We start from the raw sequence: 23,479 nt of genomic DNA on the forward strand, positions 1-23,479 counted from the left end.
CGGGGGCTCACGCGCGCGGCTCGGGCGATCAGGGTGTCCGGTCCAGTCTACGGGGGTCGTCGCCTCGCCCGGCCGCGAGCCGCGTCTTCCCCGCCCGGTCCGCGGCCGCCGTGCCAGAGTGGGAGCGTGGACGCCGACGACGCGAGGACGCGCGCGCCGTGGTGGATGCGCGAGGCGATCGGGCTGGCATCCGCCCTCGCCGTCGCCCTCACGACGGTCGCGATCGTCGCCTCGTCGCCTCGCTCCGAGCTGCTCTTCCGCGACTCCGACTCGCTCGTGACGACACTGCTCGTGCACTCGCTCAGGGCGGGGCATCCGCAGGACTGGGCGATGTCGTCGGTGCTGTTCCTTCCCGAGACCGCCGCCCTCGCCATGCTCTCCGTCCTCGGACTCGGCGTCGCCGGCACCCTCGCCGTGGCCGCGGTGGTCAACCTCGTCGCGCTCTACGGCGCGCTGCGCGTCGCCGCGGGGTCCGCCGCACGCTCGTCCGCTCCGATCGCCGGGTCGCTCCTGGCGCTCGCGGTGTTCGCGGCCTTCGCCGCCACCGAGCTGTCCGCCGACCGAGATGCCCTCGAGCCCGCCTCCCTGCTGCTCACCACGACCTACTACAGCGCCACCGTGCTCGGGGTGGTCGTGGCGGTCGGGCTCGCCCGCCGGGCGCTCGATCGTCCGCGCAGCCCTGCGCTGCTCTGGACGCTCGCGGGGGTGGCCGCGGCATCCGTTCTCACCAATCCGATGTTCGCGGCGTGGGCGACCGTCCCTCTCGGCCTCGTGCTCGGGGTCGTCTGGGCTCTGCGACGGCGTCGCGATGCCGCGTGGATCCTCGCGGCGCTGGGCGCCGGCACCCTCATCGGATTCCTCGCACGGATGCCGCTCGCCGGCCTCATCGCGAACTCCGGCGCCGGCTACGCCGACCCGTCGCGCTGGCTCGAGTCCCTGGGCTACTACGCCGGCCTCCTCGCCGACAGATGGAGCACGCCGCTCGGCCCCGTCGCGGTCGTGCTGGGGGTCGCGCTGTGGGGCTGGTGCATCGGCGCGACGGTGCTCCTCGCGCGCCGCGGCGAGGGCGGAGCGCTCGTCGTGGCTGCCTGCGGCTGGGTGATGCCGCTGATCGTCGTGGTCGGGGCCGTCGCGCTCGGAACCCAGGCGGCCCGCTACCTCCAGCCGATCGCCTTCGCGCCGCTGCTCGGCCTCGTGGTGCTGCCGGGACTGCTCCGCGGCGACGCGCGTGTCCGGATCCGACCTGCCGTCGCGGCGGTGGTCGCGGTCGCGGCGCTCGTCGTCGCCGCGGCGGCCGGCCTCCCGCGCATCGCGGCCGCGACGACCGCGGCCGACCCCGACCTCGACTGCGTGGTCTCGTGGACCGAGGCCTCGGGTCGCACCGGTGCCGGGCAGTTCTGGACCGTGCGCCTGCCCAAGGCCCACCTCGCCGATCCGCGACGGCTCGTGCAGGTCGACCACGAGCTGCGGGGCTATGCGTGGCTGGTCAACCGCGACGACTTCACCGTGGGCGAGGTGTCCTTCCTCGTGCTCGACGACGAGACCGTGCCCTTCGCGCTTCCGGGCGGAGCGGCACTCGCCAGTGCGGAACTCGTCACCTGCGGCCGGTACACGATCGCCGACTTCGGCGAGCGCCTGCTGCCACTCGGGCCGCAGCGCTCCTAGCGGTCCGTCGCGGGCGCCGGACCCGAGGTGTTGCCCTCGCGGAACTCGCACGTGAAGCGGATCGACGCCGCCTCGCCGCCGTCGAGCATCGCGGTCACGGCCTCGCCGGCAGCGCGGCCCTTGTCGGTGGCCGGCTGCACGAGCGTGGTGAGCTCATACGGTGCCAGCCCGTCCACGACGATGCCGTCGAACCCGGTCACGCTGACATCCTCCGGCACGCGGTACCCGGCCTCCTCGGCGGCGCGGATCACACCGGCGGCCAGCAGGTCGCTCTGCGCGATGACGGCGGTCGGGCGGTCGGCGCGATCGGCGAACAGCACCCGGCCGGCCGCGAGACCCTGGTCGATGAAGCTGCCCGCCGCCGCGTAGGTCGGGGCATCCGGATAGACGTCCAGGGCACCGGCGAGCCGCTCGCGGGTGACATCGACGGTGACCGCGGTGCCGTCGAGGATCCAGCCCGCCTCCCACCCGGCGCGGGCGGGCAGCGCCACGATGGCGACGCGACGGTGGCCGAGCGCGCGAAGGTGGCTCGCGGCCTGTCGCTGGGCCTCGCGGTTGTCGAGCCCGATGCGCGGCACCTCGCCGCCCGCATCGCCCTCGATGACGACCACCGGGATGCCGCGGGCCCGCACCGCATCGAGCGATTCGCGCAGGTGACCGCTGCAGCCCACGAGCACGGCGGCGTCGATCGGAGCGGTGGTGAGCGAGGAGCCGGTGCCGGAGGGGTCGTGGTCGCGCAGCAGCAGGAGCCCGGCGCCCAGCGGCGCGACTCCGTCGGCGAGACCGTCCATCATGAGGGTCTTCACCGGATCGAGGAACGCCGTGCCGAGGTGCTCCTCGAACACGACGCCGACGATTCCCGAGCGGCCGCGGCGCAGCGAGGCGGCCCGCGGATCAGGGCCGGTGTAGCCGAGGGCCGAGGCCGCGTCGATCACGCGGCGGCGGGTGGCGTCCGAGACCGGCGTCTTGCCGCTGAACACCACGGATGCCGTCGACGGCGAGACTCCGGCCTCGCGCGCGACGTCGGAGATGGTCGCTCGGCGCGTGCTCATGGTGGATCGATCGTACCGTCGTCGCGCCGCATCCGTCGAATCGATTCGACAGCCTCCGAATCGATTCGTTACAGTGTTCGGATGGAACTTGCCCTCTCCCGCGCGCAACTGGTGCGCTGGCGCACCGCCATCTTCGCGATCTTCCTCGCGAGCGGCCTCTCGATCGCGACATGGGCGTCGCGGGTGCCGACCATCAAGCTGACCCTCGACGTCGACAACATCCAGATCGGCCTCATGCTGCTGGGCGCCGGCATCGCGTCCATCGTGGGTCTGTCCCTGGCTCCCGTCGTGCTCGCCCGGCTGGGCGCCCGCAAGGGCATGCTCGGCGCGATGATCGTCTTCGCCCTCGGGGTGGTGCTCATCGGCGTCGGCACCGACGTGACGCAGAGCTTCGAGGTCGTCGTCGCCGGACTCGCGCTCTTCGGCCTGGGCAACGGCGCGGTGGACGTCATGATGAACGTCGAGGGCGCCGCGATCGAGAAGCAGAGCGGCCGTACGATCCTGCCGCTGTTCCACGCCTTCTTCAGCTTCGGCACCGTCATCGGCGCGGGCATCGGCGCGGCTGCGGCGGCCCTGCACCTCAACGTGCTGGTCCACACCGCGGTGATGTCGGTCGTGATCCTCGTGATCGCCTTCGCCGCCTACGCGAACGTCCCGGCGCGGGAGATGACGATGGATGCCGCCGCCGAGGAGGACCGCCCCCACTGGCGCGATCGCCTGCACACGTCTCTCGAGGCGTGGCGCGAGCCGCGCACCTACGCGCTCGGCGTGATCATGCTCGGCATGGCCTTCGCCGAGGGCGGCGCCAATGACTGGCTCGCACTCGGGATGGTCGAGGGCCACGGCGCCACCGTCGCCGTGGGCGCGCTCGGCCTCACGGTGTTCTCGGTGAGCATGACGGTCGTCCGGGTCTTCGGCGGGCCGCTCGTCGACCGGTTCGGGCGTGTGAACACGCTCCGGGTGCTCTCGGTGCTCGCCGCGGGCGGGCTGCTGCTGTTCATCCTGGCTCCGAACATCCCGCTCGTCTTCGTCGGGGCGGCGCTGTGGGGCGCCGGTGTCTCGCTCGGCTTCCCGCTCGGCATGTCCGCCGCCGCCGACGACCCGGTGAAGGCCGCCGCCCGGGTGAGCGCGGCCGCGACGATCGGCTACATCTCCTTCCTGTGCGGGCCTCCGATCCTGGGGTTCATCAGCGAGCAGATCGGTCTGCTCAACACGCTGTACATCCTCGTGGCGCTGGCCGTGGCATCCGGAATCGCCTCCCCGGCCGCGAAGCCGATCGCCGGCTCGACCGTCGGCGCCGGGCACCCCCACCACTGAGACTCGCGGTCGAGGGCGGGGTTCGGGGCGCGTTTCGGGGTTCGGGGCGCGGTCTCATCCGCCCCGATCGGCCCATCGCGCCCCGAGCCGCACGCGCACCGCGGTGATGGCCCGGGGCTAGGCTCGTCGGGTGCGTCTCGTCATCGCCCGCTGCTCCGTCGACTACACCGGTCGGCTCACCGCGCATCTCCCCCTCGCGACGCGGCTGCTGGTCCACAAGGGGGACGGCAGTCTGCTCGTGCACTCGGACGGCGGCTCGTACAAGCCGCTGAACTGGATGAGCCCGCCCTGCCGGCTGGACGTGGAGGCGCCGGATGCCGAGTCCGCCTCCGCCGGGGTGCTCGAGTACTGGCGGGTCACGCACGCGAAGACCGGTGATGCACTGCTCGTGCGCATCTACGAGGTTCTCCACGACTCGGCGCACGAGCTCGGGCTCGACCCGGGACTGCAGAAGGACGGCGTCGAGGCCGACCTGCAGCGACTGCTGGCCGAGCAGGTCGAGGTGATCGGCGACGACCTCACGCTCGTCCGGCGCGAGTTCCCGACCGCGATCGGACCGGTCGACCTGCTGCTGCGCAACCCGGCCGGCGGCACGATCGCGGTCGAGGTGAAGCGCCGCGGCGACATCGACGGCGTCGAGCAGCTCACCCGCTACCTCGAGCTCCTCGGCCGCGACCCGCACCTCGCCCCCGTGACCGGCGTCTTCGCCGCACAGGAGATCAAGCCCCAGGCGAAGGTGCTGGCGGCGGACCGCGGCATCCGGTGCGTCACCCTCGACTACGAGGGGATGAAGGGCATCGAGTCCGGCGCTCCGCGGCTGTTCTGACCCCGCGCCGATCGGCCACCCAGGACCCGAATAGGCTGGGGTCCATGCCTCACCGATCGCCGTGGACCTGCGTGCTATGGGACGTCGACGGCACGATCGTGGATGCGTCCGACGGCATCCTGCGTCGCCTCACGATCGCGCTCGATCACTTCGGCAAGCGCCCGCCCACGCGGGCGGAGCTCGTGCACTGGATCGGACCGCCGATGTACGAGTCGTTCCAGGCCAACGTGGGCATGACCCCCGCGGAGGCGACCGACGCGGTGGCGTTCTACCGCGTGCTCGGGAAGAAGGACGGCTACACGACGGGGGCGAAGCTCTTCGACGGAGTCGGAGAGCTGGTCCGGGATGTCGCGTCCGCCGGGATCCCGCAGGCGACGGCGAGCTCCAAGCCCGAGATCCAGGTCGTCGCGCTCATGGACCACTTCGACCTCTCGACGTCGCTGACCGCGATCGTCGGCGCGACCCCCGATGAGAAGACACTGAGCGCGAAGGCCGACATCGTGGCCGAGGCGCTCCGCCGTCTGGAGGCCACGGGCGTCGACACCAGCCGGCCCGTGCTCATCGGCGACCGGCACCACGACGTCGAGGGCGGAGCGCAGCACGGCGTTCCCGTGATCTTCGTGCGCTGGGGATTCAGCTGGCCGCACGAGGCGGACGGCGCGCAGGCCGCGGTCGACGACGTGGCTCAGCTGCGCCGGCTCCTGCTCTTCGAAGACGTCGATGCCTGAGATCGTCGGCTCGATCCTCGCGTGGCTCATCCCCGCGCTGGTCGTGTTCGGCGTCGCCGCCCTCGCCCTCGCCATCACCGTGTGGGCGGTCCGACGCGCCCGCCGGTCTCCCCGTGCCCGCGCCGCCGCCGAGCGGGTGCGCGTGCGCGCCGGCACCGCCCTGGTGCGACTCGACGACGAGGTCGCCGAGCTCGATCTCGAGGTCGGTCTGTCGGGAGCCCTGTACGGCGGCAGTGCACCGGTCTCGCTGCGGCGGGCGCGGCTCAACGCCCAGCACGTGCGCGACGCCTCGTTCGACGCGTACCGGGGTCTGAGCGGAGCGGATGTCGCGCCCGCCGAGGTGCGCCGCGGGTCGGCCGACATCGAGCGGCGTGCCACCGAGGCCCTCAAGACGATCGCGGCCGCCCGGGCAGAGCATTCCTCCTGGGTGGAGGCGAACGTCTCGGCGGCGAGCCAGATCGCCGCGGCCCGTGAACGCCTCGGCCAGCTCCGCGCCGCGATGGGGGATCCCGCGGCACTGGTGGCCGAGCTGTCGGCTCGCTTCGCCGAGGACGAGTGGCGGGACGCGTCTCAGGCTGCGCACGCCGCGCTGGCCGCCGCCGGCGAGTCCGGGCGCCTGCTCGACGCCGCTGCCGCGCACGGCGGCGACCCGTCGCGGAGCGCACTCGCCGAGCTCGGAGCCGCCGAGCGGTCGCTGCGCCGAGCCGAGGTCGATGCGCGCATCCTGGAGGAGAGCCATCGACTGGTGCTGCAGGCGGCGCAGGCGGTGCCCGGCGAGATCGACGCCGCGCGCACCGCGCTCCGCCAGGCCGCGGTCACGCGCGAGCACCTCGATGCCCCCGACGCCGAACGGCTCGGCGCCGAGCTTCGCGCGATCGAGGCGGAGCTGACCGCGATCGAGGCGGATGCCGCGCGCCGCCCGTCCCGCACGGTGGACCGCATCGCACGCCTGCGCGACCGCCTCGACCTCGCACTCGGCGACGCCCGGACGTCGCAGCAGCGCATCCGCGGCGCGCGCACCGCCCTCCCGGGCACGCTCGCCGCCGCCCGCGGCGCCGTGGCTCAGGCCGAGGCATCCGTCGCCCACGCTCGTGCCGGGGCCGACGCCCGCGCGCGGCTCATCTCGTCCCAGCGAGAGCTCGCTCAGGCTCGGCAGGCGCAGGACCCGGTCGCCGCCCTCGACGCCGCACGGCGGGCGATGCGGGATGCCGAAGACGCCAAGGCCCTCGCGGACTACTCGCGGATCGACCGCCCCTGATCCACGCGCGTCGGTAACGTGAACCCATGACCGACGCCGAGAAGCGATCGCGCCGCCCCGTCCTCGCCATGATCTCCCGGCTGCCCGCCACGCTGTCGCTGGTCGCGCTCCTGCTCGTCGTGGGGGTCGTGTGGGGCGGCCTCTGGAGTCCGTTCGCGGCGAACCCGCTCTTCGACTCCGTCGCCTACGGCCTGCCCGCGCTGCTCGAGGGTCGCTGGTGGACGCCGATCACCGGCACCTTCTTCGTCGATCATCCGATCGTGTATCTCTTCGTGATCCCCAGCTTCGCCGGGCTCGCGTATCTCGAGCTCCGGCGCGGCTCACTCGCGGCGCTGGGCTACTTCGGCATCGGACAGCTGTTCGCGATCTTCGCGAGCGCGCTCTTCCTGGCGATCACGTCGCAGTTGCCCTGGCCATGGGCACAGGTCGAGGCGACGATGCTCGACGTGGGTCCATCGGGCGGCACCATGGCGGGCATCGCGGCGGCGGCGGGACTGCTCGCGTCACCCTGGCGCGTGCGCGCCTGGCTCGTCATCCTCGGCTTCTCGTTCGTGACCCTGTTCTTCTGGGGCTCGCTGGCCGACCTCGAACACGCGTTCGCCGTGCTTCTCGTGCTGTTCGTGGACCGCTCGCTGCGAGTTCAGCGAACGACGGTGCGGGAGCAGCGGCTCATCGCCTTCATCGCGGTCCTCGTGATCCTCGCGGTCGAGATCCTCACCTTCCTGGTGCCCACCGACGGTCCGTTCGGACACACCGAGGCCACCGGCGGCTCGCTGCTCGACATCGCGCTCGACGTGGTGGTCATCGCCCTGCTGGCCACCGGCCTCCGGCGGGGCCGGCGCTGGGCGTGGATCTGGACCGTCGTGCTGGCATCGGTCAACATCCTCACCGGGCTCCTGCTCGTCGTGGCGCTGGTGACGCTCGGTCCCGACGTCGTCGCGGAGCAGTACGGCGACGCGAGCGTCGCGCTCGCGCAATCGGCGATGTGGCTCCTCCTGCTCGTGTACCTGCTCTGGGTCCGGCGCGCGTTCCGTGCACGCCGGTCGTCCGAGATCGGCATCCCGCCCGCCCCCTCTCGGGACGACGTCAGGGCGGCGCTGCGCGCCCACGGCGGCGGCACCCTGTCGTGGATGACCACGTGGGACGGGAACGACTACGCCCGCACCGCCGAAGGAGGCGTCGTGGCCTACCAGCGGCGCGCGGGGGTGGCGATCGCGCTGGCCGATCCCCTCGGCCCCGAAGAGTCCCGGCCCGGCTCGGTCATCGAGTTCATCGACGCCGCGGAGCGGGCCGGCCTCGTGCCGTGCTTCTTCAGCGCGAGCGAGGCCACCCGAGCGGCGGTGCCCGCGGGGTGGCGGAGCCTGGTGGTGGCCGACGACACCATCGTCGATCTGCCCGGACTCCAGTTCAGCGGCAAGAGCTGGAACGCCGTGCGCACCTCGCTCAACCGTGCGGGGCGCGAGGAGATGACATTCCGGATGACACGACTCGGCGACGAGCCCTGGGGCGTGCGGCAGCAGCTGCGGGCGATCTCGGAGATGTGGGTGGGCGACAAGGGCCTCCCCGAGATGCGGTTCACCCTCGGCACGCTCGACGAGGGGGAGGACCCGGAAGTCCGGCTCGCCCTCGCCGTGTCACCGGCGGGCGACATCGACGGATTCCTGTCGTGGCTGCCCGTCTACGGCGCGGCCGGGTCCGTCCGCGGGTGGACGCTCGATCTGATGCGCCGCCGCGAGGGCGGCTTCGGACCGGTGATGGAGTACCTCATCGGGTCCTCTGCGCGCCTGTTCTCCGACGAGGGCGCCGAGATCATGTCGCTCTCGGGCGCGCCGCTGGCGCACGAGTATCCGCCGGATGCCGGAGCCATTGCCGCGCTCTCCGAGAAGCTCGCGGGCATGCTCGAGCCGGTCTACGGCTTCCAGTCGCTCCACCGCTTCAAGGGCAAGTTCCACCCTCGGTACGAGACGATGTACCTGCTCTTCCGCGATGAAAGCGACCTCACCCGCATCGGCGCCGGACTCACGCGCGCGTTCCTGCCGGACGCGACCGTGCGTCAGTTCGCCGGCGCGGGGCTGGAGCTCGTGCGCGGCGACCGCGACTGAGTCGCGGCCCAGACGATCAGATGGGGCGGATGTCCTCGGCCTGCAGGCCCTTGGGGCCCTGGGCGATCTCGAACTCGACCCGCTGGTTCTCCTCGAGGGAGCGGTAGCCGCTCGCCGAGATGGCGGAGTAGTGCGCGAAGACGTCTGCACCGCCCTCATCGGGGGTGATGAAGCCGAAGCCCTTCTCGGAGTTGAACCACTTGACGGTGCCCTGCGTGCTCATTACTTGCCATTCTTCCGGGATGCCCCGCGCTCATGCCACGGGTCCAGACAAACGCTAATGAACTCTGCGGGCGACCGCGAGATGCGTGTCGGAAGGTGACGAAAATGTTGCACAGCCGCAGGATCGGTCCAATCCCCGGGCCCATCGGACGCCCGGGCTGAGCAGTGCTCGAAGCCCGGGCGTCGACGGATCCCCCCGGATAGGCCACGCCGAAGCGTGACCCGTTCATGGTACCGATATATCGGCGTGACGGCGAGGGCGAACGGGGGGTTGACAAGTGCCCCTCGAGGACTCAATCCGGACACGATCGTCCTGCGTGCGCGAGAAAGTTCCATGCGCCTGAATCGGCAGTTGTACTCTGGTCGCACCCATGACCATCCCCTTCGCTCCGCTCGCCCCGCGCGGCACCGTCCTCGGCGACGAGGTCTACGCGCGACTGGGCGAGGCGATCCTCTCCGGCAGCCTGGCGCCGGGCGAGCGATTGCGCGACCACGATCTCGCCGAGTGGCTGGGGGTGTCGCGCACCCCGGTGCGCGAAGCGCTCCAGCGTCTGGAACGCGTCGGGCTCGTGGAGGTCTCGCCCCACCGCTATACGCGCGTGTCGACGCCCAACGACAAGGCCCAGTCCGACACCCTCGAGTTCGTCGCCTATCTCATGGGCAATGCCGCGCGGATGGCGGTCCTGCACGCCTCGGATGATGTGCTCGACGATGCCCTCGCGGAGCTCGACGCCGTGATCGCTGCGTCGCGCACCGACGACTACCCCGCGCTGCTCGAGACGAGCCATGCCTTCTTCGCCAAGCTGACGCGGGCGACGGGGAACGTCGCGATCATCCGGTTCATGCGGGAGGCGGAGCTGGCCATCCGCCGGAACGTCGCGACGTGGCGCCCGCTGATCGAGTGCCCCGTCGGGCGCACGTCGACGTACGAGCGCTTCCGCGAGGCGATGATCCAGCGCGACGGCCCGAAGGCGGAGGCTCTGCTGCGGGAGCTGCACGGCCTCTCCTGAGTCGGACTCCGTCGCTACGGTGGACGTGTGAACCACATCGAGCTGCGTGAACTCGACGACGACGATCTCGACGCGATCTTCGAGATGATGCGCGACCCCGAAGCGGTGGCGATGGCGGCATTCACGACCGCCGACCCCGACGACCGCGCCACGTTCGACGCCTGGATCGATCGTCAACGGCACGCGGATGCCGTCCTCTGCCTGGTCGTGACGGAGAACGGCGGCTTCGCGGGCACTGCGGCGGCCTTCACGGTCGACGGCGATCGCGAGGTGAGCTTCTGGATCGCCCGGCACGCGTGGGGCCGGGGCGTCGCCACCGCCGCCCTGCGCCTGCTGATCTCCCGTGAGCCCGAGCGTCCTCTGTTCGCGCGGGCCGCCGCGCACAATGCCGGATCGATCGCGGTGCTGACGAAGGTGGGCTTCACCGAGGTCTCGCGCAACGTGGATTTCGCGCCCGGCGTCGGCCGAGAGGTCGAGGAGATCGTCTTCACGCTCGTGCCGGCGCTCGACGGAATCTGAGTCGCGCGACAGCTGACAACGAAGAAGGGCCCCCGATCCGGGGGCCCTTCTTCTGCGCTCTGTGCGCGAGGGGGGAGTTGAACCCCCACGCCCTTTCGGGCACTGGCACCTGAAGCCAGCGCGTCTGCCTATTCCGCCACTCGCGCGAGCCACGGCATCCGAGGACACCGCAGGACTCAACCTAGCGAGGATATCACGCAGCGCAGATGCTCCCGAACCGAGGTGATCTCCGTCGAGGGTCCACGGCCCTGCCAGAGAGTGCAACTAGCATGTACCAACCGGCCACCCCCCGTCCGAGGAGCCCCGTGGGACTACTTGACAGCTTCGAGAAAGGTCTCGAGCGCGCTGTGAACAGCGCGTTCGCCAAGACCTTCCGCAGTGGCATCCAGCCCGTCGAGATCGCATCCGCCCTGCGGAGCGAGCTCGACAAGAAGGCGGCGGTCGTCAGCCGCGACCGCATCCTGGCGCCCAACACGTTCGTCGTGAAGCTGTCGCCGGCCGACGACGAGAAGATGAGCTCCCTCGGCGACGCCCTCGGCCACGAGCTCGACACCCTCGTGCACAATCACGCCAAGGCGCAGGGCTACAGCTTCGCCGGGCCGGTCTCGATCACCGTCGAGCGCGACGATCAGCTGTCCACCGGCACGCTGCGCGTCGAGTCGACGACCGCCCAGGGCGGCCGGGTCTCGTGGCGCGGGGTCGTCGACATCGCCGGGAAGCGGCATCCGCTCGTCAAGGGCCGCACGGTGATCGGCCGGGGCAGCGACGCCGACATCACGATCGCCGACGCCGGCACGAGCCGCAAGCACGTCGAGATCCTCTGGGACGGCGAGCGCGCCATGGTCCGCGACATGAATTCGACGAACGGCACGCTGCTCAACGGTCGCAAGGTGGTCGAGGCGGCGCTGACGCCGGACTCCACCGTGACGATCGGCCGCACCGACATCGTGTTCCAGGTCGTCGCTCAGGCGGCGACGCCGCCGAAGCCGCCCATGTCCGCCGACGACGCGACCCGCGCGTACAACCTGCGCGACGGAGGTCCGCTGTCATGAGCGACATCAGTGAACTGACCCTGCTGCTGCTGCAGATCGGGTTCCTCGTGCTGCTGTGGGCGTTCGTCTTCGCGATCGTCTACTCCCTGCGCGCCGATCTGTTCGGCGTGAAGGTGAGGCGGATGCCGGAGGCCGCACCCGCCGGCGCCGCGCCGGCGGCGGCATCCCGGGCCGCGGGTGCCACGGCGCCCGTCACCCCCGCGCCGGCGGGACCCAAGCCAAGCCCCAAGGGGGGACCGGCGACCGCGTCGGCCGTCTCGCGCATCGTCATCACGAGCGGGCCCAAGGCCGGCATCGAACTCCCGCTCGGCGACGAGCCGCTCACGATCGGCCGCTCGAGCGAGTCCGCCCTGGTGATCCGCGACGACTACACCTCCAGCCACCACGCGCGCCTCGTCCTCTGGGGCGATCAGTGGATGATCCAGGACCTCGACTCGACGAACGGCACCTGGCACGACGGCGTCCGCGTCAGCGCTCCCGCTCCGGTCACGATCGGCGCTCCGATCAAGGTCGGCGCGACGACGTTCGAGCTGCGGAAGTAGCGGGCGGACTCCTCAGACATGGTTTTCCAAGGCTCCAGCGTCGCCATTTCGCACACCGGCAAGGTGCGATCGAACAATCAGGACTCCGGCTATGCCGGGTCGAACCTGTTCGTGGTGGCCGACGGCATGGGCGGCCATGCCGGCGGCGACGTGGCGTCGAGCCTGGCGATCGCCCGGCTGGAAGGCCTCGACCGCCCGTTCGAGACGACGGGGGCGGCCGAGAAGGAGCTCCGTGACGCAATCGGGGATGCGGCGGCACAGCTGATCGACACGGTGAGCGACCGCCCCGAGCTCGCGGGCATGGGCACGACCGTCAGCGCCCTGGTCATGGTCGACGACTACGCGGTCATCGCGCACATCGGCGACTCGCGGATCTACCTCTTCCGCGACGGCGCGCTCACGCAGATCACGACGGATCACACGTTCGTGCAGCGACTCGTGGACTCTGGGCGGATCACCCCCGAGGAGGCGCGCTACCACCCGCGCCGGTCGGTGCTCATGCGCGTGCTCGGCGACATGGATCCCGACCCCGAGCTCGACACCTTCATCATGCCGACGCAGCCGGGCGACCGCTGGCTGCTCTGCTCGGACGGTCTCTCCGGCGTCGTCGACGACGCGCACACGGCGAAGGCGCTCGGCCTGGGCCTGGCGCCCGGTCGCACCGCCGACAACCTTCTCAAGCAGGCCCTCGACGGCGGCGCCCCCGACAACGTCACCATCGTGCTCGTCGACGTCGGGGGGCAGCATCCGCTCTTCTCCGGCACCCCGACGGTCGTCGGCGCCGCCTCCAACCCGCTCGGCGTCGCCGTACCGGCCTCGCGTCCCGGCCGCACCAGCTGGCTCCACCCCAACCGTCAAGCGGCGAACGAGCCGACCCACTTCGAGCCCGCCGCGGAGTTCCTCGAGGAGCTCATCGAGGAGGACCGCCGCCGCGTGCGCCGCCGCCGCATCGGGTGGATCACCGGCCTCGTGCTCGTGCTCGTGATCTTCGCCGGGGCGCTGTGGCTCGGCTACCAATGGACGCAGACGCGCTACTACGTCGGCGCCGACGAGGACACCGTCGTCATCTACCGCGGCGTGCAGCAGGGCATCGGCCCGATCGCCCTGTCGACGCCGTACGAGGACACCGAGATCCCGCTGGACTCGCTGTCGGAGTTCGCGCGCGTGACCGTCGAGCAGACGATCTCGGCGAGCTCCCTCTCAGACGCGCGGCGTATCGTCGCGACCATCAGCGACACCGCGGAGGGAGGCGGATGAGCAGCGCCCGAACGAGCACGGCGACCGAAGCGGTCTCCACCGACACGGCGGTCGTACGCGCCCTGCGCCGCATCCGCGTCCCGCAGACCCAGCGCAACCGCGAGCTGGCCCTGCTGGTCTTCGCCTTCGCGATGAACGGCTCGGCGGTCGCCCTCGTCCAGCTCGGCGCTCTCGGCGCCATCGACTGGACCTTCCTCGTGTACTGCGGGGGACTCACGGCACTCGTCGTCGCCCTGCACATCGTCCTGCGCCTGCGCGCCCGCGATGCCGACCCCTTCGTCGTTCCCATCGCGACCCTGCTCACCGGCCTCGGCCTCGCGATGATCTACCGTCTGGACATCGCGGCGGAGCGGCACGGCTGGGACGCGTACTCGACGCGCCAGCTGGCATGGGCCGCGATCGCGCTCATCGGAGCGGTCGTCGTCGTGCTCCTGCTGCGCAACTACCGGGTGCTGTTCCGCTACACCTACATCTTCGGATTCGTCGGCATCGCTCTCCTGATCCTCCCGATCGTGCCGGGGCTCGGGACCAACGCGAACGCCGATGTCTGGGTGTCGCTCGGCTTCTTCTCGTTCCAGCCGGGCGAGCTGGCGAAGATCGCCCTGGCCATCTTCTTCGCGGGCTACCTCGTGCGCACGCGCGAGAGCCTGACGTCGGTGGGCACGCGCTTGCTGGGACTGACCTGGCCGCGCGCCCGCGAGCTCGGACCCCTCCTGGTCATCTGGCTGATCTCACTCGGCATCATCGTGCTGCAGCGCGACCTCGGCACCGGCCTGCTGATCTTCGGCATGTTCGTCGCGATGCTCTACGTCGCCACCGGCAAGACCAGCTGGGTGCTCATGGGCGTCGCGCTGGCCGCCGTCGGCGCCGTCATCGCCTCGCAGGTCCTCAGCTACGTCAACGGCCGCTTCACGAACTGGCTCGACGCCTTCAACCCCAACGTGATCGAGGCGGACGGCGGCAGCTATCAGCTCGTCCAGGGCCTCTTCGGGCTCGCGCAGGGCGGGCTCATCGGCACCGGACTGGGGCAGGGACGGCCGTACCTCACGCCGGTGGCCGAGAGCGACTACATCCTCCCGGCGCTCGGCGAAGAGCTCGGACTGATCGGGGTGTTCGCGATCCTCGCGCTGTACATGGTCTTCACCAGCCGCGGCATCCGCATCGGCCTCGCGGGCCAGGATGACTTCGGCAAGCTCCTCGCGACCGGCCTGTCGTTCACGATCGCGCTGCAGGTGTTCATCATGGTCGGCGGCGTCACGCGGATCATCCCGCTCACCGGTCTCACCACCCCGTTCCTCGCAGCCGGGGGCTCGTCGCTCGTGGCCAACTGGATCATCGTCGCGCTGCTGCTGCGCATCTCGGACGCCGTGCGCAGCCGGCCCCGGGTGGTGATCGGCTGAGATGACCAAGGAACTCAGGCGCCTCAGCATCCTGATGCTGATCATGTTCCTCGCCCTGTTCGGCTCGACGAGCTGGATCCAGGTGCTCAACGCCGAGCAGCTGGCGCAGAACCCCCGCAACACGCGGGCGCTGTACGACTCGTACGAGGTGCAGCGCGGCTCGATCATCGCGAGCGGAGCGGCCATCGCCTCGTCGGTGCGGTCGGACGACGTCTACAGCTGGCAGCGGGTGTACACGGATGCCGACATGTGGGCGCCCGTGACCGGCTACATCAATCCCGCCCTGGGGTCGGCGACCGGCATCGAGCAGGCCATGAACTCGGTGCTCAGCGGCACGGCCGGATCGCAGTTCCTGACGCGCATCGAGCGGATCTTCACCGGCCAGCCCCCGCGCGGCTCGAACGTGGTGCTGAGCCTGGACTCCGCGGTGCAGCGCGCCGCGTACGAGGCCCTCGGCGATCTGGAGGGCGGCGTCATCGCCATCGAGCCGGCCACCGGGCGCGTGCTCGCCATGGTGACCAGCCCGAGCTACGACACGAACCTGCTGGCGGCCCATGTCCCATCCGAGGTCAACGCCACGTACGACGCCCTCGAGGCAGATCCGGGCCAGCCGCTGTCCAATCGGGCCATCAACGGCGACCTCAATCCTCCGGGCTCGACGTTCAAGCTCGTCGTGGCCTCGGCGGCCCTCGCCTCGGGCGACTACACGCCGGAGTCGACTCTCCCGAACCCGGCGTCCTACCAGCTGCCGCAGTCGAACAGCGTCGTGCACAACGCCAGCGGCGGCACGTGCGGGCCGGGTGCGACCGTGACGATCGCCGACGCCCTGCGCCTCAGCTGCAACATCCCCTTCGCCGAGCTCGCCGTGGAGCTGGGCGACACCGCCATCCGCGAGGAGGCCGACAAGTACGGGTTCAACCTGTCGTTCGAGCTCCCGCTCGTCTCGACGCCCTCGAGCTATCCCCGGGCCCTCGACGACGCGCAGACCGCTCTCACCGGCTTCGGCCAGGGGCAGGTGACCGCGACGCCGCTGCAGATGGCGATGGTCTCGGCCGGTATCGCGAACGGCGGTGTGGTGATGAGCCCTCGCATGGTGGACCGCGTGATCGCCCCCGACCTGTCGGTGCAGGAGACTTTCGACGACGTCGAGTTCGGGCGTGCGCTGGACGCGGACATCGCCGCGGAACTGGTGGCCATGATGGTCGCCAATGTCAGTGACGGTGCGGCATCGGGTGCAAGAATAGACGGGGCCGACGTGGCCGGGAAGACCGGTACCGCGGAGAACACGGCCGGCGAACCGTACACGCTGTGGTTCACCGGGTTCGCTCCGGCGGATAACCCGCAGATCGCCGTGGCCGTCGTCGTCGAAGAAGGCGGCGGGCAAGGGCAGTCGGGCAGCGGCAACACCATTGCCGCGCCTATCGCGAAGAAGGTCATGGAGGCGGTGCTGGGCAGATGAGACCGACGCAAGGGGTGACCTTCGGCGGCCGCTACGAGCTTGATTCGCGGATCGCGATCGGCGGCATGGGCGAGGTCTGGGAGGCGACCGACCACGTCATCGGACGTACGGTCGCCATCAAGATCCTCAAAGACGAGTACATGGGGGATCCCGGCTTCCTCGAGCGCTTCCGCGCCGAGGCCCGGCACGCCGCCCTGGTGAACCATGAGGGCATCGCCAGCGTGTTCGACTACGGCGAGGAGGCGGGCAGCGCCTTCCTCGTGATGGAACTCGTCCCCGGCGAGGCACTGTCGACGATCCTCGAGCGCGACGGGTCTCTCTCGACCGACAAGACGCTCGACATCGTGGCGCAGACGTCTGCCGCACTGCAGGCCGCGCACGCCGCCGGCCTCGTGCACCGCGACATCAAGCCCGGAAACCTGCTCATCACGCCCGATGGCCGCGTGAAGATCACCGACTTCGGCATCGCCCGCATCGCGGATCAGGTGCCGCTCACCGCCACCGGCCAGGTCATGGGGACGGTGCAGTACCTGTCGCCGGAGCAGGCGTCGGGCCACCCCGCCTCACCCGCCACCGACACCTACTCGCTCGGCATCGTGGCGTACGAGTCCCTCGCCGGCAAGCGCCCCTTCACGGGCGAGTCGCAGGTCGCGATCGCCATGGCGCAGATCAACGAGCAGCCGCCGCCGCTCCCGCCCACCGTGGCAGCTCCGGTGCAGAACCTCGTCATGGCGATGATCGCCAAGAAGCCCGAGGAGCGCCCTGCCTCCTCCGCCGCGGTGGCGCGCGCGGCCACCGCGCTGCGCCGAGGCGATGTCCCTGCAGCCGTGGCGGCCGTCCCGGCCATCGCCGGCGGCGCGGTCGCGGGCGACGACGCGACGCAGCTGCTCACCGCCGGCGGCACTGCCACGGCCACGATGCTGCTGCCCGAAGCCGACGCCGACGCCGTCGAAGAGGGCGAGAAGAAGAAGCGCAGCCCGTGGACCTGGCCCCTGATCGCTCTCATCGTCCTCCTGCTCCTGGTCCTCGGCGGCACCATCTGGGCGCTGGTCGCGAACCAGGGCGACAGGCCGGAGCCCGGCCCGTCGACCCCGTCGAGCACGGCCAGCAGGACCCCGTCGCAGACGCCGTCGCAGACGCCGACCGAACCGGTGGAGGAGCGTGTCGACGTCAGCGCTCTCGGTCTGGTCGACAAGACCTGCGACGAGGCGCGCGCCATCCTCGAGGGGGTCGATCTGGTGCCCAGCTGCGCCGAGGGCAACGCCGCACCGACCGAGGCTCAGCAGGGTCTCGTCTACGCGGTCGATCCCACGGGCCGCGTGCCGCTCGGCACCACCATCAACCTCACCGTCTATGGGGCGCAGGTAGCGATGCCGGCTCCGCTTCCTCCGACGCTCACGGCCGCGACAGTGGCACCCGGCGGCACGGTCGACGCGAGCTGGCCGGGGTACACCTGCCCCTCCGGCGAAGGCTCGGTGAGCGCCTACAACCTCTCGGCGACGAACGGCACGTTCTCGAACGGGCAGTCGACCGCTGCGTTCGGCCAGTCCGACCGGAACGCGCAGATCAGCGTGCCCAACAACGCGACCGGCACCCTCATCGTCACCTACACGGTCACCTGCACCGGCGGCCCCTCGGGCGAGCGGACGTCCGGAGGCTCACCGGAGGCGACGGCGACCATCGAGGCGCCGCAGCCGCAGCCGTCCCCCACGCCGTGATCGAGCGGGACGGGGCTCGCGTGAACGCGGGCCTCGCTCCCTCTCGACTAGTCTGGCTGATGTTCCACGCAGGGAGTGACCGTGACAGCTGAGCCGCGCGTGCTTTCGGGGCGCTATCGCATCGACGAGCCCATCGGACGCGGCGGCATGGCCAGCGTCTACCGCGGGTACGACCTGACCCTCGGCCGTTCGGTGGCGATCAAGATCCTCGATCGCGAGCTGGCCGGCGACAATGCGTTCCGCACGCGCTTCCGCCTCGAGGCCCAAGCCGCGTCGCGTATGGCGCACTCCACGATCGTGCGTGTCTACGACGCCGGCGAAGACACCGACACCGCGCCGGACGGCACCGTTCGGCCTGTGCCGTACATCATCATGGAGCTCGTCAAGGGCTCCCTGCTGAAGGACATCATCGCCGCCGGCCCGGTTCCCGTGGCCGATGCCGTCCGCTACGTCGACGGAATCCTCGAGGCCCTCGAGTACTCGCACCGGGCCGGCGTCGTGCATCGCGACATCAAGCCGGGCAACGTCATGCTGACCGAGGCCGGGCAGGTGAAGGTCATGGACTTCGGCATCGCCCGCGCGGTGTCCGACAGCTCCTCGACCGTGGCCGAGACCACCGCCATCCTCGGCACCGCGGCGTACTTCTCGCCCGAGCAGGCCAAGGGCGAGCCCGTCGACGCCCGCGCCGACGTCTACTCCGCCGGGGTCGTCCTGTACGAGCTGCTGGCCGGCCGCACGCCGTTCCGGGGCGAGTCGCCCGTCGCGGTGGCCTACCAGCACGTCAGCGAGGCACCCGTCCCTCCGTCCGAGATACGCGAGTCGGTCCCCCGCTCGCTCGACGCCGTGACGCTCCGGGCGCTCGCGAAGGACCCCTTCCAGCGCTATCAGGACGCGGCGACCTTCCGCCAGGCCCTCGATGCCACGATCGACGGCCGCTCGCCGAGCAAGCGCCAGGTCGGCGCGCTGACGAGCGAGCTCTACGGCCCGAACCCCAAGCAGGCGGCCGAGACGGCGCGCTCGCTCCGGCAGCTCAGTACCGACACGACCATGAAGCGCACGCAGGCGGGCCCTCCCGTCGCCTGGATCTGGGCCGGGTTCGGCGTGCTGGCCGTACTGCTCGTCTCCGTCTTGATCTGGGTGCTCACGATCGATCCTGAAGAGACCGTTCCGACCAACTCCCGCATCGTGCCGAACGTCTCGGGCATGACGTACGAGAGGGCGAACGAAGAGCTCCTCGATGCCGACCTCGGCGCCTTCCGCGTCGACGAGGAGAACGCCGAGGTCGCAGAAGGGATCGTGATCCGGACGGACCCCGAGGACGGGACATCCGTGAGCCCCGGCCAGACCGTCAAGGTGTACGTCTCGATGGGCCAGGAGATGGCCACGGTTCCCGCGCTCGAGGGCCTGGGACAGGATGCCGCTGCCGCCGCTCTCGACCAGGCCGGGCTCGCTCTGGGATCGGTGACCCAGCAGAACGATCCGGCGCTGTCGGCGGGCACCGTGATGGCCGCCGACCAGGCGGAGGGCGCGAGCGTCGCGCTCGGCACGGTGGTGAACCTCACCGTGGCGTCGGGCAAGGTGACGATCGTCAACGTCGAGGGCTACACGATCGAGGCCGCTCAGCGCGACCTCGAGGAGCTCGAGCTCACGGTGTCGACACAGGAGGACACGTCGTGTCCCGCGGTCGCCCCGCCGGTCGTGCTCACGCAGTCCCTCCCACCGGGTGACGTGCCGATCCACTCCGCCATCGTCCTGGTGTTCTGCTCCGGCGCGTAGGCGTCAGCGACGCGGGCTGAGCGCGGCGCCGCGGACGGCGGCATCCGGGAATCCCGCCGTCGCCAGCCAATTGCCCAGGAGACGGTGCCCTCCCTCGGTGAGCACGCTCTCGGGGTGGAACTGCACGCCGACGATCGGCGCCGAGCGGTGGGCGATCCCCATGATGACGCCGCCTGCGGTGCGGCTCGTGACGACGAGCTCGTCGGGCAGTGTTCCGGGCACGACGGCCAGTGAGTGGTAGCGCGTCGCGGTGAAGGGATCCGGCAGCCCGGCGTAGAGGGCGCTGTCGTCGTGCTGCACGAGTGAGGTCATGCCGTGCATGAGCTCGGGGGCGTGGGCGACGGTGGCGCCGAACGCCTCCGCGATGGCCTGGTGACCGAGGCAGACTCCGAGCAGGGGGGTTCCGGTGGCCGCCGCCGCGCGGACCACGTCGATCGAGGCGCCGGCGTCGGCGGGAGTTCCCGGACCGGGCGACACCAGGACGGCGCGGTAGGGGGCGATCAGCACGGTCGCGTCCTCCACGGCGTCGGCTTCGACGAGGTCGGTCGCGCACCCGAGCTCGTGCAGATAGCCCTCGAGGGTGTGGACGAAGCTGTCGTGGTTGTCGACCACGAGGATCGGCGCCGCGCTCATGGGCGCGACGTCACTGGACAGTGACTTCCTGCGGGTTCACGAACTGGCTCACCCAGGGAAAGGCGTAGAAGATCAGCCCGTACAGGGCGGCGGCCAGGAGCACCAGCAGGATCAGCACCCGAACCCACCAGGGTCCGGGCAGCACGTGCCACAGCGCGGCGTACATCAGGCGGCCGCCTCGGTCAGGGAAGCCGGGGCGCCGGCCGATCGCGGAGTGAAGGAGTCGAATACGCCGTAGGCCACGATGCGCTCGGCCAGAGAGTACATCGGGCTGCAGCTGGTCATGGTCATGTAGGGCGTGCCGGCCGGGACGTCGAGCGCCTGCGGGACGGGGAGCAGCACCTCGACCTCGTCGGGGGTCACGTACTCGAGTGTGCGGAAGCGATAGGTATACCAGCCCTCTTGCGTCTCGACCACGATCGCATCGCCCACGTGGAGATCCGCGATCCGATTGAACGGCTTCCCCCAGGTGGTGCGGTGCGCGGCGACAGCGAAGTTGCCGGGTTCGCCCGGCATACTCGTGCCGGGGTAGTGACCGATGCCGATGGGGTCCAGCGTGTTCGCGCGGGTGACCCCGCCCGCCATGGGCACGGCGTAGTCCGAGCCGAAGCGAGGGACGTGCAGGACGCCGAACTCCTCGCCGTCGCCGGGCTCGGCCAGGATGACCGGCTCGGCCGTGACCGGAGCGTCGGGGTCCTCGGGCTCAGCGGTCGCGGTCGGCGGCGGGACGAACTCCTGCGCCCACACCTCGGACAGCTCGTGTCCGGTCGCGTTCCGCTCGGCGCCGTAGATCATGTCGCCGACCCAGAGCTGCCAGACCACGTAGAGGAGGGTGATGACGCCGGCGGTGATGAGCAGTTCGCCGATGACACCCAGGACGGACGCCCGGCGCCGCGGGCGCGCGCGATCGCCACGGGTTCCGGCGTCCCCCGCGTGGCCGGCCAGTGCTTCCTCCACAGGGCGATTCTACTCAGCGCACGCTGTGGACCGACTGCCGGTTAGACTGCTGGCATGGCACGACCCGGCAAAGAAGACGATTCGCTCATCGAGCGCGCAGAAGGCGAAGCCGCACCCAACCCGGTGTGGTTCAAGCCGATCATGATCGGCCTCATGCTCGTGGGCCTCGTATGGGTGCTCGTGTTCTATCTGAGCGGCATGCAGTACCCGATCCCCGGCATTGCGGGGTGGAACCTCGTCATCGGCTTCGGAATCGCCTTCCTCGGGTTCCTGATGACGACGCGCTGGCGCTAGCCTCCCGACCACGAAAGCCCCGGTCCGACCGGGGCTTTCTTCTGCTCGCGACTTGTTAACAGGGTTGTTAACACCTGTGAATTACACGCGTGTGATTCATCCCCAGATGTGGATGAGCCTGTGGATAACTCGGCGCAGCCGGCCCCGTCGCCATCAGGCGAAGAGGAACGGCGGTACGAAGAGCAAGCCGATCAGCCCCGCCGTGACCGCGGCGAGCAGCCAGATCTGAACCCTCTGCTGCTGCACTGAACGCGTGCGGGTGAAGATGAACGCGACGAGGATTCCGACAAGAAGCCCGCCCACGTGCGCCTGCCACGACACCCTAACCCCGCCGCCGAAGAGCAGCGGCATGAACGTGATGACGAGGTTGATGCCCAGGATCACGATGATGCCCGTGATGTTCGCCCCGATGTGGCGTCCGATGATCAGCAGCGCGCCGAAGAGACCGTAGATGGCCCCGGATGCCCCGACCACGGGCGTGCTGAAGCCCAGCAGTGCCACTGCCACCGAGCCGCCGAGGCCGCTCAGGAGGTAGAGGGTCAGGAAGCGCCATCGACCCAGCAGCGGCTCGAGGCTGCGCCCGATCATCCAGAGCGCCAGCATGTTCAGCGCGACGTGCCAGATGCCGCTCGGATCGTGCACGAGCAGGACGGACAGCAGCCGCCAGGGCTCGAACGTGCCGGTGATTCCGGGGTAGAGATAGGGCGCCCAGAACAGGAGCGCCTCGGTGACCACCGATCCGAATCCGGGAATGAGCTGGAGCAGATAGAAGAAGAGCGTCACGCCGATGATCGCGTACGTGACGATCGGGCGTGAGTCGCTGACGCTCACAGCGCGCGGTCGTGACCACCGACGCTCTGCCTTCCGCTGCGCCGGGGACGCAGCCTTCTGCTGATCGCGCAGGCACTCCGGGCACACGACGCCGACGGCGGCCGGCGTCTGGCATTCGGGGCAGATCGTGCGGAGGCACCGCTGGCAGAGCACGAAGCTCTGCCTGTCGGTGTGCCGATAGCAGAAGTTGTCGCGGTTGCGACGGAAGTCGTCGGTGGTCACGAAGGGGCGGAGCGCCTAGGCCGCGACGATGTCGACCGACTGCAGCACGACCGGCTCGATCGGACGATCGCCGGCGGCCGTGGGAACGTCGCAGATCGCGTCGACGACGGCCTTGGACGCGTCGTCGGCCACCTCGCCGAAGATCGTGTGCTTGCCCTGCAGCCACTCGGGGCCGCGCCCGCCTTGGCCGGGGACCGTGATGAAGAACTGCGAGCCGTTCGTGCCCTCGGCCTGTCCGGTGATCGCGTTGCGGCGGAGTCCGGCGTTGGCCATGGCGAGCTTGTAGGGCTCGGTGAAGGTGAGCTCGGGGCTGATCTCGTCGTTGAACGTGTAGCCCGGGCCGCCCACGCCCTGGCCGAGCGGGTCGCCGCCCTGGATCATGAAGCCCGAGATGATGCGGTGGAAGACGACGTCCTTGTAGAGCGGACCCTCGCCCGGCTTGCCGGTGGCGGGGTCGGTCCACGACCCCGAACCGTCGGCCAGGCCGATGAAGTTCTGGACCGTGCGAGGAGCGTGGTCACCGAACAGGTTGACGACGATGTCGCCGTGGTTGGTGTGGAATGTGGCGACAGCGGTGTGGATCGGCATTCCTACATTCTTCCAGAGTTCTGTGCAACCCCTCCCGCCCGCGGCCAGGTC

Annotated in this window: 23 protein-coding genes and 1 tRNA gene; 16 read left to right on the forward strand and 8 right to left on the reverse strand. The window is 70.6% G+C overall.

Annotation, left to right across the window (positions count from 1 at the left end; genetic code table 11):
• The first annotated feature begins 126 nt into the window (after positions 1 to 126).
• A complete protein-coding gene (locus SOM19_RS01075; RefSeq protein ID WP_320484704.1) occupies positions 127 to 1,665 on the forward strand; it encodes a hypothetical protein in 1,539 nt (512 codons plus the stop codon).
• Here the strand turns inward: SOM19_RS01075 and SOM19_RS01080 are convergent.
• Positions 1,662 to 2,717 (reverse strand): LacI family DNA-binding transcriptional regulator, encoded by a 1,056-nt coding sequence (locus SOM19_RS01080; protein WP_320484705.1) that lies wholly within the window; start codon positions 2,715 to 2,717, stop codon positions 1,662 to 1,664. The two genes, SOM19_RS01075 and SOM19_RS01080, sit on opposite strands and share 4 nt — an antisense overlap.
• An 81-nt stretch (positions 2,718 to 2,798) precedes the next feature.
• On the opposite strand from SOM19_RS01080, the gene SOM19_RS01085 reads away from it, so the two are divergent.
• From SOM19_RS01085 to SOM19_RS01105, 5 genes are all read left to right on the forward strand, one after another.
• The gene (locus SOM19_RS01085; protein ID WP_320484706.1) at positions 2,799 to 4,034 is read left to right on the forward strand and encodes an MFS transporter; all 1,236 of its coding nucleotides are present in this window, start codon (positions 2,799 to 2,801) and stop codon (positions 4,032 to 4,034) included.
• Between the two features lie 130 nt (positions 4,035 to 4,164).
• Positions 4,165 to 4,860, forward strand: coding sequence for an endonuclease NucS (gene nucS / locus SOM19_RS01090; protein WP_320484707.1), 696 nt, complete (start codon positions 4,165 to 4,167; stop codon positions 4,858 to 4,860).
• Positions 4,861 to 4,904: 44 nt separating this feature from the next.
• Positions 4,905 to 5,588 (forward strand): HAD hydrolase-like protein, encoded by a 684-nt coding sequence (locus SOM19_RS01095; RefSeq protein ID WP_320484708.1) that lies wholly within the window; start codon positions 4,905 to 4,907, stop codon positions 5,586 to 5,588.
• A complete protein-coding gene (locus tag SOM19_RS01100; protein WP_320484709.1) occupies positions 5,581 to 6,846 on the forward strand; it encodes a hypothetical protein in 1,266 nt (421 codons plus the stop codon). Before SOM19_RS01095 ends, SOM19_RS01100 begins: the two co-directional genes overlap by 8 nt.
• A 26-nt stretch (positions 6,847 to 6,872) precedes the next feature.
• Complete coding sequence (locus SOM19_RS01105) at positions 6,873 to 8,948, forward strand: bifunctional lysylphosphatidylglycerol flippase/synthetase MprF (RefSeq protein ID WP_320484710.1); 2,076 nt, start codon at positions 6,873 to 6,875, stop codon at positions 8,946 to 8,948.
• 16 nt (positions 8,949 to 8,964) lie between these two features.
• Here the strand turns inward: SOM19_RS01105 and SOM19_RS01110 are convergent, their stop codons facing one another.
• The gene (locus SOM19_RS01110) at positions 8,965 to 9,171 is read right to left on the reverse strand and encodes a cold-shock protein (RefSeq protein ID WP_320484711.1); all 207 of its coding nucleotides are present in this window, start codon (positions 9,169 to 9,171) and stop codon (positions 8,965 to 8,967) included.
• A 370-nt stretch (positions 9,172 to 9,541) separates the two neighbouring features.
• Here SOM19_RS01110 and SOM19_RS01115 point away from each other — a divergent pair, with 370 nt between their 5' ends.
• Positions 9,542 to 10,180: a GntR family transcriptional regulator gene (locus SOM19_RS01115; protein ID WP_320484712.1), complete on the forward strand. Its 639-nt coding sequence runs from the start codon at positions 9,542 to 9,544 to the stop codon at positions 10,178 to 10,180.
• A gap of 27 nt (positions 10,181 to 10,207) precedes the next feature.
• Entirely contained in the window at positions 10,208 to 10,699 is a 492-nt protein-coding gene (locus tag SOM19_RS01120) for a GNAT family N-acetyltransferase (protein WP_320484713.1), read from the forward strand.
• Positions 10,700 to 10,761: 62 nt separating this feature from the next.
• On the opposite strand, the gene SOM19_RS01125 is transcribed toward SOM19_RS01120, so the two are convergent.
• A tRNA-Leu gene (locus SOM19_RS01125) sits at positions 10,762 to 10,845 on the reverse strand.
• A gap of 159 nt (positions 10,846 to 11,004) precedes the next feature.
• Here SOM19_RS01125 and SOM19_RS01130 point away from each other — a divergent pair.
• The 7 genes from SOM19_RS01130 (at position 11,005) to pknB (ending at position 19,903) form a co-directional block, all read left to right on the forward strand.
• Positions 11,005 to 11,751 carry an FHA domain-containing protein gene (locus tag SOM19_RS01130; protein ID WP_320484714.1) on the forward strand — a complete coding sequence of 249 codons (747 nt, stop codon included), beginning with the start codon at positions 11,005 to 11,007 and terminating at the stop codon, positions 11,749 to 11,751.
• Between the two features lie 5 nt (positions 11,752 to 11,756).
• Positions 11,757 to 12,293, forward strand: a complete 537-nt coding sequence (locus SOM19_RS01135; protein ID WP_320486639.1) for an FHA domain-containing protein FhaB/FipA — start codon at positions 11,757 to 11,759, stop codon at positions 12,291 to 12,293.
• A gap of 18 nt (positions 12,294 to 12,311) precedes the next feature.
• Positions 12,312 to 13,550, forward strand: a complete 1,239-nt coding sequence (locus SOM19_RS01140; RefSeq protein WP_320484715.1) for a PP2C family protein-serine/threonine phosphatase — start codon at positions 12,312 to 12,314, stop codon at positions 13,548 to 13,550.
• Positions 13,547 to 14,950: an FtsW/RodA/SpoVE family cell cycle protein gene (locus SOM19_RS01145; protein ID WP_320484716.1), complete on the forward strand. Its 1,404-nt coding sequence runs from the start codon at positions 13,547 to 13,549 to the stop codon at positions 14,948 to 14,950. Before SOM19_RS01140 ends, SOM19_RS01145 begins: the two co-directional genes overlap by 4 nt.
• 1 nt (position 14,951) lies before the next feature.
• Positions 14,952 to 16,409, forward strand: a complete 1,458-nt coding sequence (locus SOM19_RS01150; RefSeq protein WP_320484717.1) for a peptidoglycan D,D-transpeptidase FtsI family protein — start codon at positions 14,952 to 14,954, stop codon at positions 16,407 to 16,409.
• Complete coding sequence (locus tag SOM19_RS01155) at positions 16,406 to 18,127, forward strand: serine/threonine-protein kinase (RefSeq protein ID WP_320484718.1); 1,722 nt, start codon at positions 16,406 to 16,408, stop codon at positions 18,125 to 18,127. Before SOM19_RS01150 ends, SOM19_RS01155 begins: the two co-directional genes overlap by 4 nt.
• Before the next feature lie 81 nt (positions 18,128 to 18,208).
• Positions 18,209 to 19,903, forward strand: coding sequence for a Stk1 family PASTA domain-containing Ser/Thr kinase (pknB, locus tag SOM19_RS01160; protein WP_320484719.1), 1,695 nt, complete (start codon positions 18,209 to 18,211; stop codon positions 19,901 to 19,903).
• 3 nt (positions 19,904 to 19,906) lie between these two features.
• On the opposite strand, the gene SOM19_RS01165 is transcribed toward pknB, so the two are convergent.
• Genes SOM19_RS01165 through SOM19_RS01175 form a run of 3 tightly spaced genes read right to left on the reverse strand, consistent with a single transcriptional unit; the run spans position 19,907 to position 21,493 of the window.
• Entirely contained in the window at positions 19,907 to 20,536 is a 630-nt protein-coding gene (locus tag SOM19_RS01165; RefSeq protein ID WP_320484720.1) for an anthranilate synthase component II, read from the reverse strand.
• A gap of 10 nt (positions 20,537 to 20,546) precedes the next feature.
• Positions 20,547 to 20,702, reverse strand: a complete 156-nt coding sequence (locus SOM19_RS01170) for a hypothetical protein (RefSeq protein WP_320484721.1) — start codon at positions 20,700 to 20,702, stop codon at positions 20,547 to 20,549.
• Positions 20,702 to 21,493 (reverse strand): class E sortase, encoded by a 792-nt coding sequence (locus SOM19_RS01175; protein WP_320484722.1) that lies wholly within the window; start codon positions 21,491 to 21,493, stop codon positions 20,702 to 20,704. The genes SOM19_RS01170 and SOM19_RS01175 overlap by 1 nt, the downstream gene beginning before the upstream one ends.
• A gap of 54 nt (positions 21,494 to 21,547) precedes the next feature.
• On the opposite strand from SOM19_RS01175, the gene SOM19_RS01180 reads away from it, so the two are divergent.
• Positions 21,548 to 21,787, forward strand: a complete 240-nt coding sequence (locus tag SOM19_RS01180; protein WP_320484723.1) for a cell division protein CrgA — start codon at positions 21,548 to 21,550, stop codon at positions 21,785 to 21,787.
• 153 nt (positions 21,788 to 21,940) lie between these two features.
• On the opposite strand, the gene SOM19_RS01185 is transcribed toward SOM19_RS01180, so the two are convergent.
• Together SOM19_RS01185 and SOM19_RS01190 are read right to left on the reverse strand one after the other, a co-directional pair.
• Positions 21,941 to 22,840 carry a rhomboid family intramembrane serine protease gene (locus SOM19_RS01185; RefSeq protein ID WP_320484724.1) on the reverse strand — a complete coding sequence of 300 codons (900 nt, stop codon included), beginning with the start codon at positions 22,838 to 22,840 and terminating at the stop codon, positions 21,941 to 21,943.
• 15 nt (positions 22,841 to 22,855) lie between these two features.
• Positions 22,856 to 23,428, reverse strand: coding sequence for a peptidylprolyl isomerase (locus tag SOM19_RS01190; RefSeq protein WP_320484725.1), 573 nt, complete (start codon positions 23,426 to 23,428; stop codon positions 22,856 to 22,858).
• Between the last annotated feature and the right edge of the window lie 51 nt (positions 23,429 to 23,479).

The organism is Microbacterium sp. CFBP9034, assembly GCF_034045255.1.
Lineage (GTDB): Bacteria > Actinomycetota > Actinomycetes > Actinomycetales > Microbacteriaceae > Microbacterium.

What these genes read in the sequence shown, in the direction of transcription:
- SOM19_RS01080 (WP_320484705.1), bottom strand. Translation starts at nt 2,717, where the DNA reads ATGAGCACGCGCCGAGCGACCATCTCCGACGTCGCGCGCGAGGCCGGA.
- SOM19_RS01085 (WP_320484706.1), top strand. Translation starts at nt 2,799, where the DNA reads ATGGAACTTGCCCTCTCCCGCGCGCAACTGGTGCGCTGGCGCACCGCC.
- SOM19_RS01095 (WP_320484708.1), top strand. Translation starts at nt 4,905, where the DNA reads ATGCCTCACCGATCGCCGTGGACCTGCGTGCTATGGGACGTCGACGGC.
- SOM19_RS01100 (WP_320484709.1), top strand. Translation starts at nt 5,581, where the DNA reads ATGCCTGAGATCGTCGGCTCGATCCTCGCGTGGCTCATCCCCGCGCTG.
- SOM19_RS01105 (WP_320484710.1), top strand. Translation starts at nt 6,873, where the DNA reads ATGACCGACGCCGAGAAGCGATCGCGCCGCCCCGTCCTCGCCATGATC.
- SOM19_RS01110 (WP_320484711.1), bottom strand. Translation starts at nt 9,171, where the DNA reads ATGAGCACGCAGGGCACCGTCAAGTGGTTCAACTCCGAGAAGGGCTTC.
- SOM19_RS01115 (WP_320484712.1), top strand. Translation starts at nt 9,542, where the DNA reads ATGACCATCCCCTTCGCTCCGCTCGCCCCGCGCGGCACCGTCCTCGGC.
- SOM19_RS01140 (WP_320484715.1), top strand. Translation starts at nt 12,312, where the DNA reads ATGGTTTTCCAAGGCTCCAGCGTCGCCATTTCGCACACCGGCAAGGTG.
- SOM19_RS01145 (WP_320484716.1), top strand. Translation starts at nt 13,547, where the DNA reads ATGAGCAGCGCCCGAACGAGCACGGCGACCGAAGCGGTCTCCACCGAC.
- SOM19_RS01150 (WP_320484717.1), top strand. Translation starts at nt 14,952, where the DNA reads ATGACCAAGGAACTCAGGCGCCTCAGCATCCTGATGCTGATCATGTTC.
- SOM19_RS01155 (WP_320484718.1), top strand. Translation starts at nt 16,406, where the DNA reads ATGAGACCGACGCAAGGGGTGACCTTCGGCGGCCGCTACGAGCTTGAT.
- SOM19_RS01165 (WP_320484720.1), bottom strand. Translation starts at nt 20,536, where the DNA reads ATGAGCGCGGCGCCGATCCTCGTGGTCGACAACCACGACAGCTTCGTC.
- SOM19_RS01170 (WP_320484721.1), bottom strand. Translation starts at nt 20,702, where the DNA reads ATGTACGCCGCGCTGTGGCACGTGCTGCCCGGACCCTGGTGGGTTCGG.
- SOM19_RS01180 (WP_320484723.1), top strand. Translation starts at nt 21,548, where the DNA reads ATGGCACGACCCGGCAAAGAAGACGATTCGCTCATCGAGCGCGCAGAA.
- SOM19_RS01190 (WP_320484725.1), bottom strand. Translation starts at nt 23,428, where the DNA reads ATGCCGATCCACACCGCTGTCGCCACATTCCACACCAACCACGGCGAC.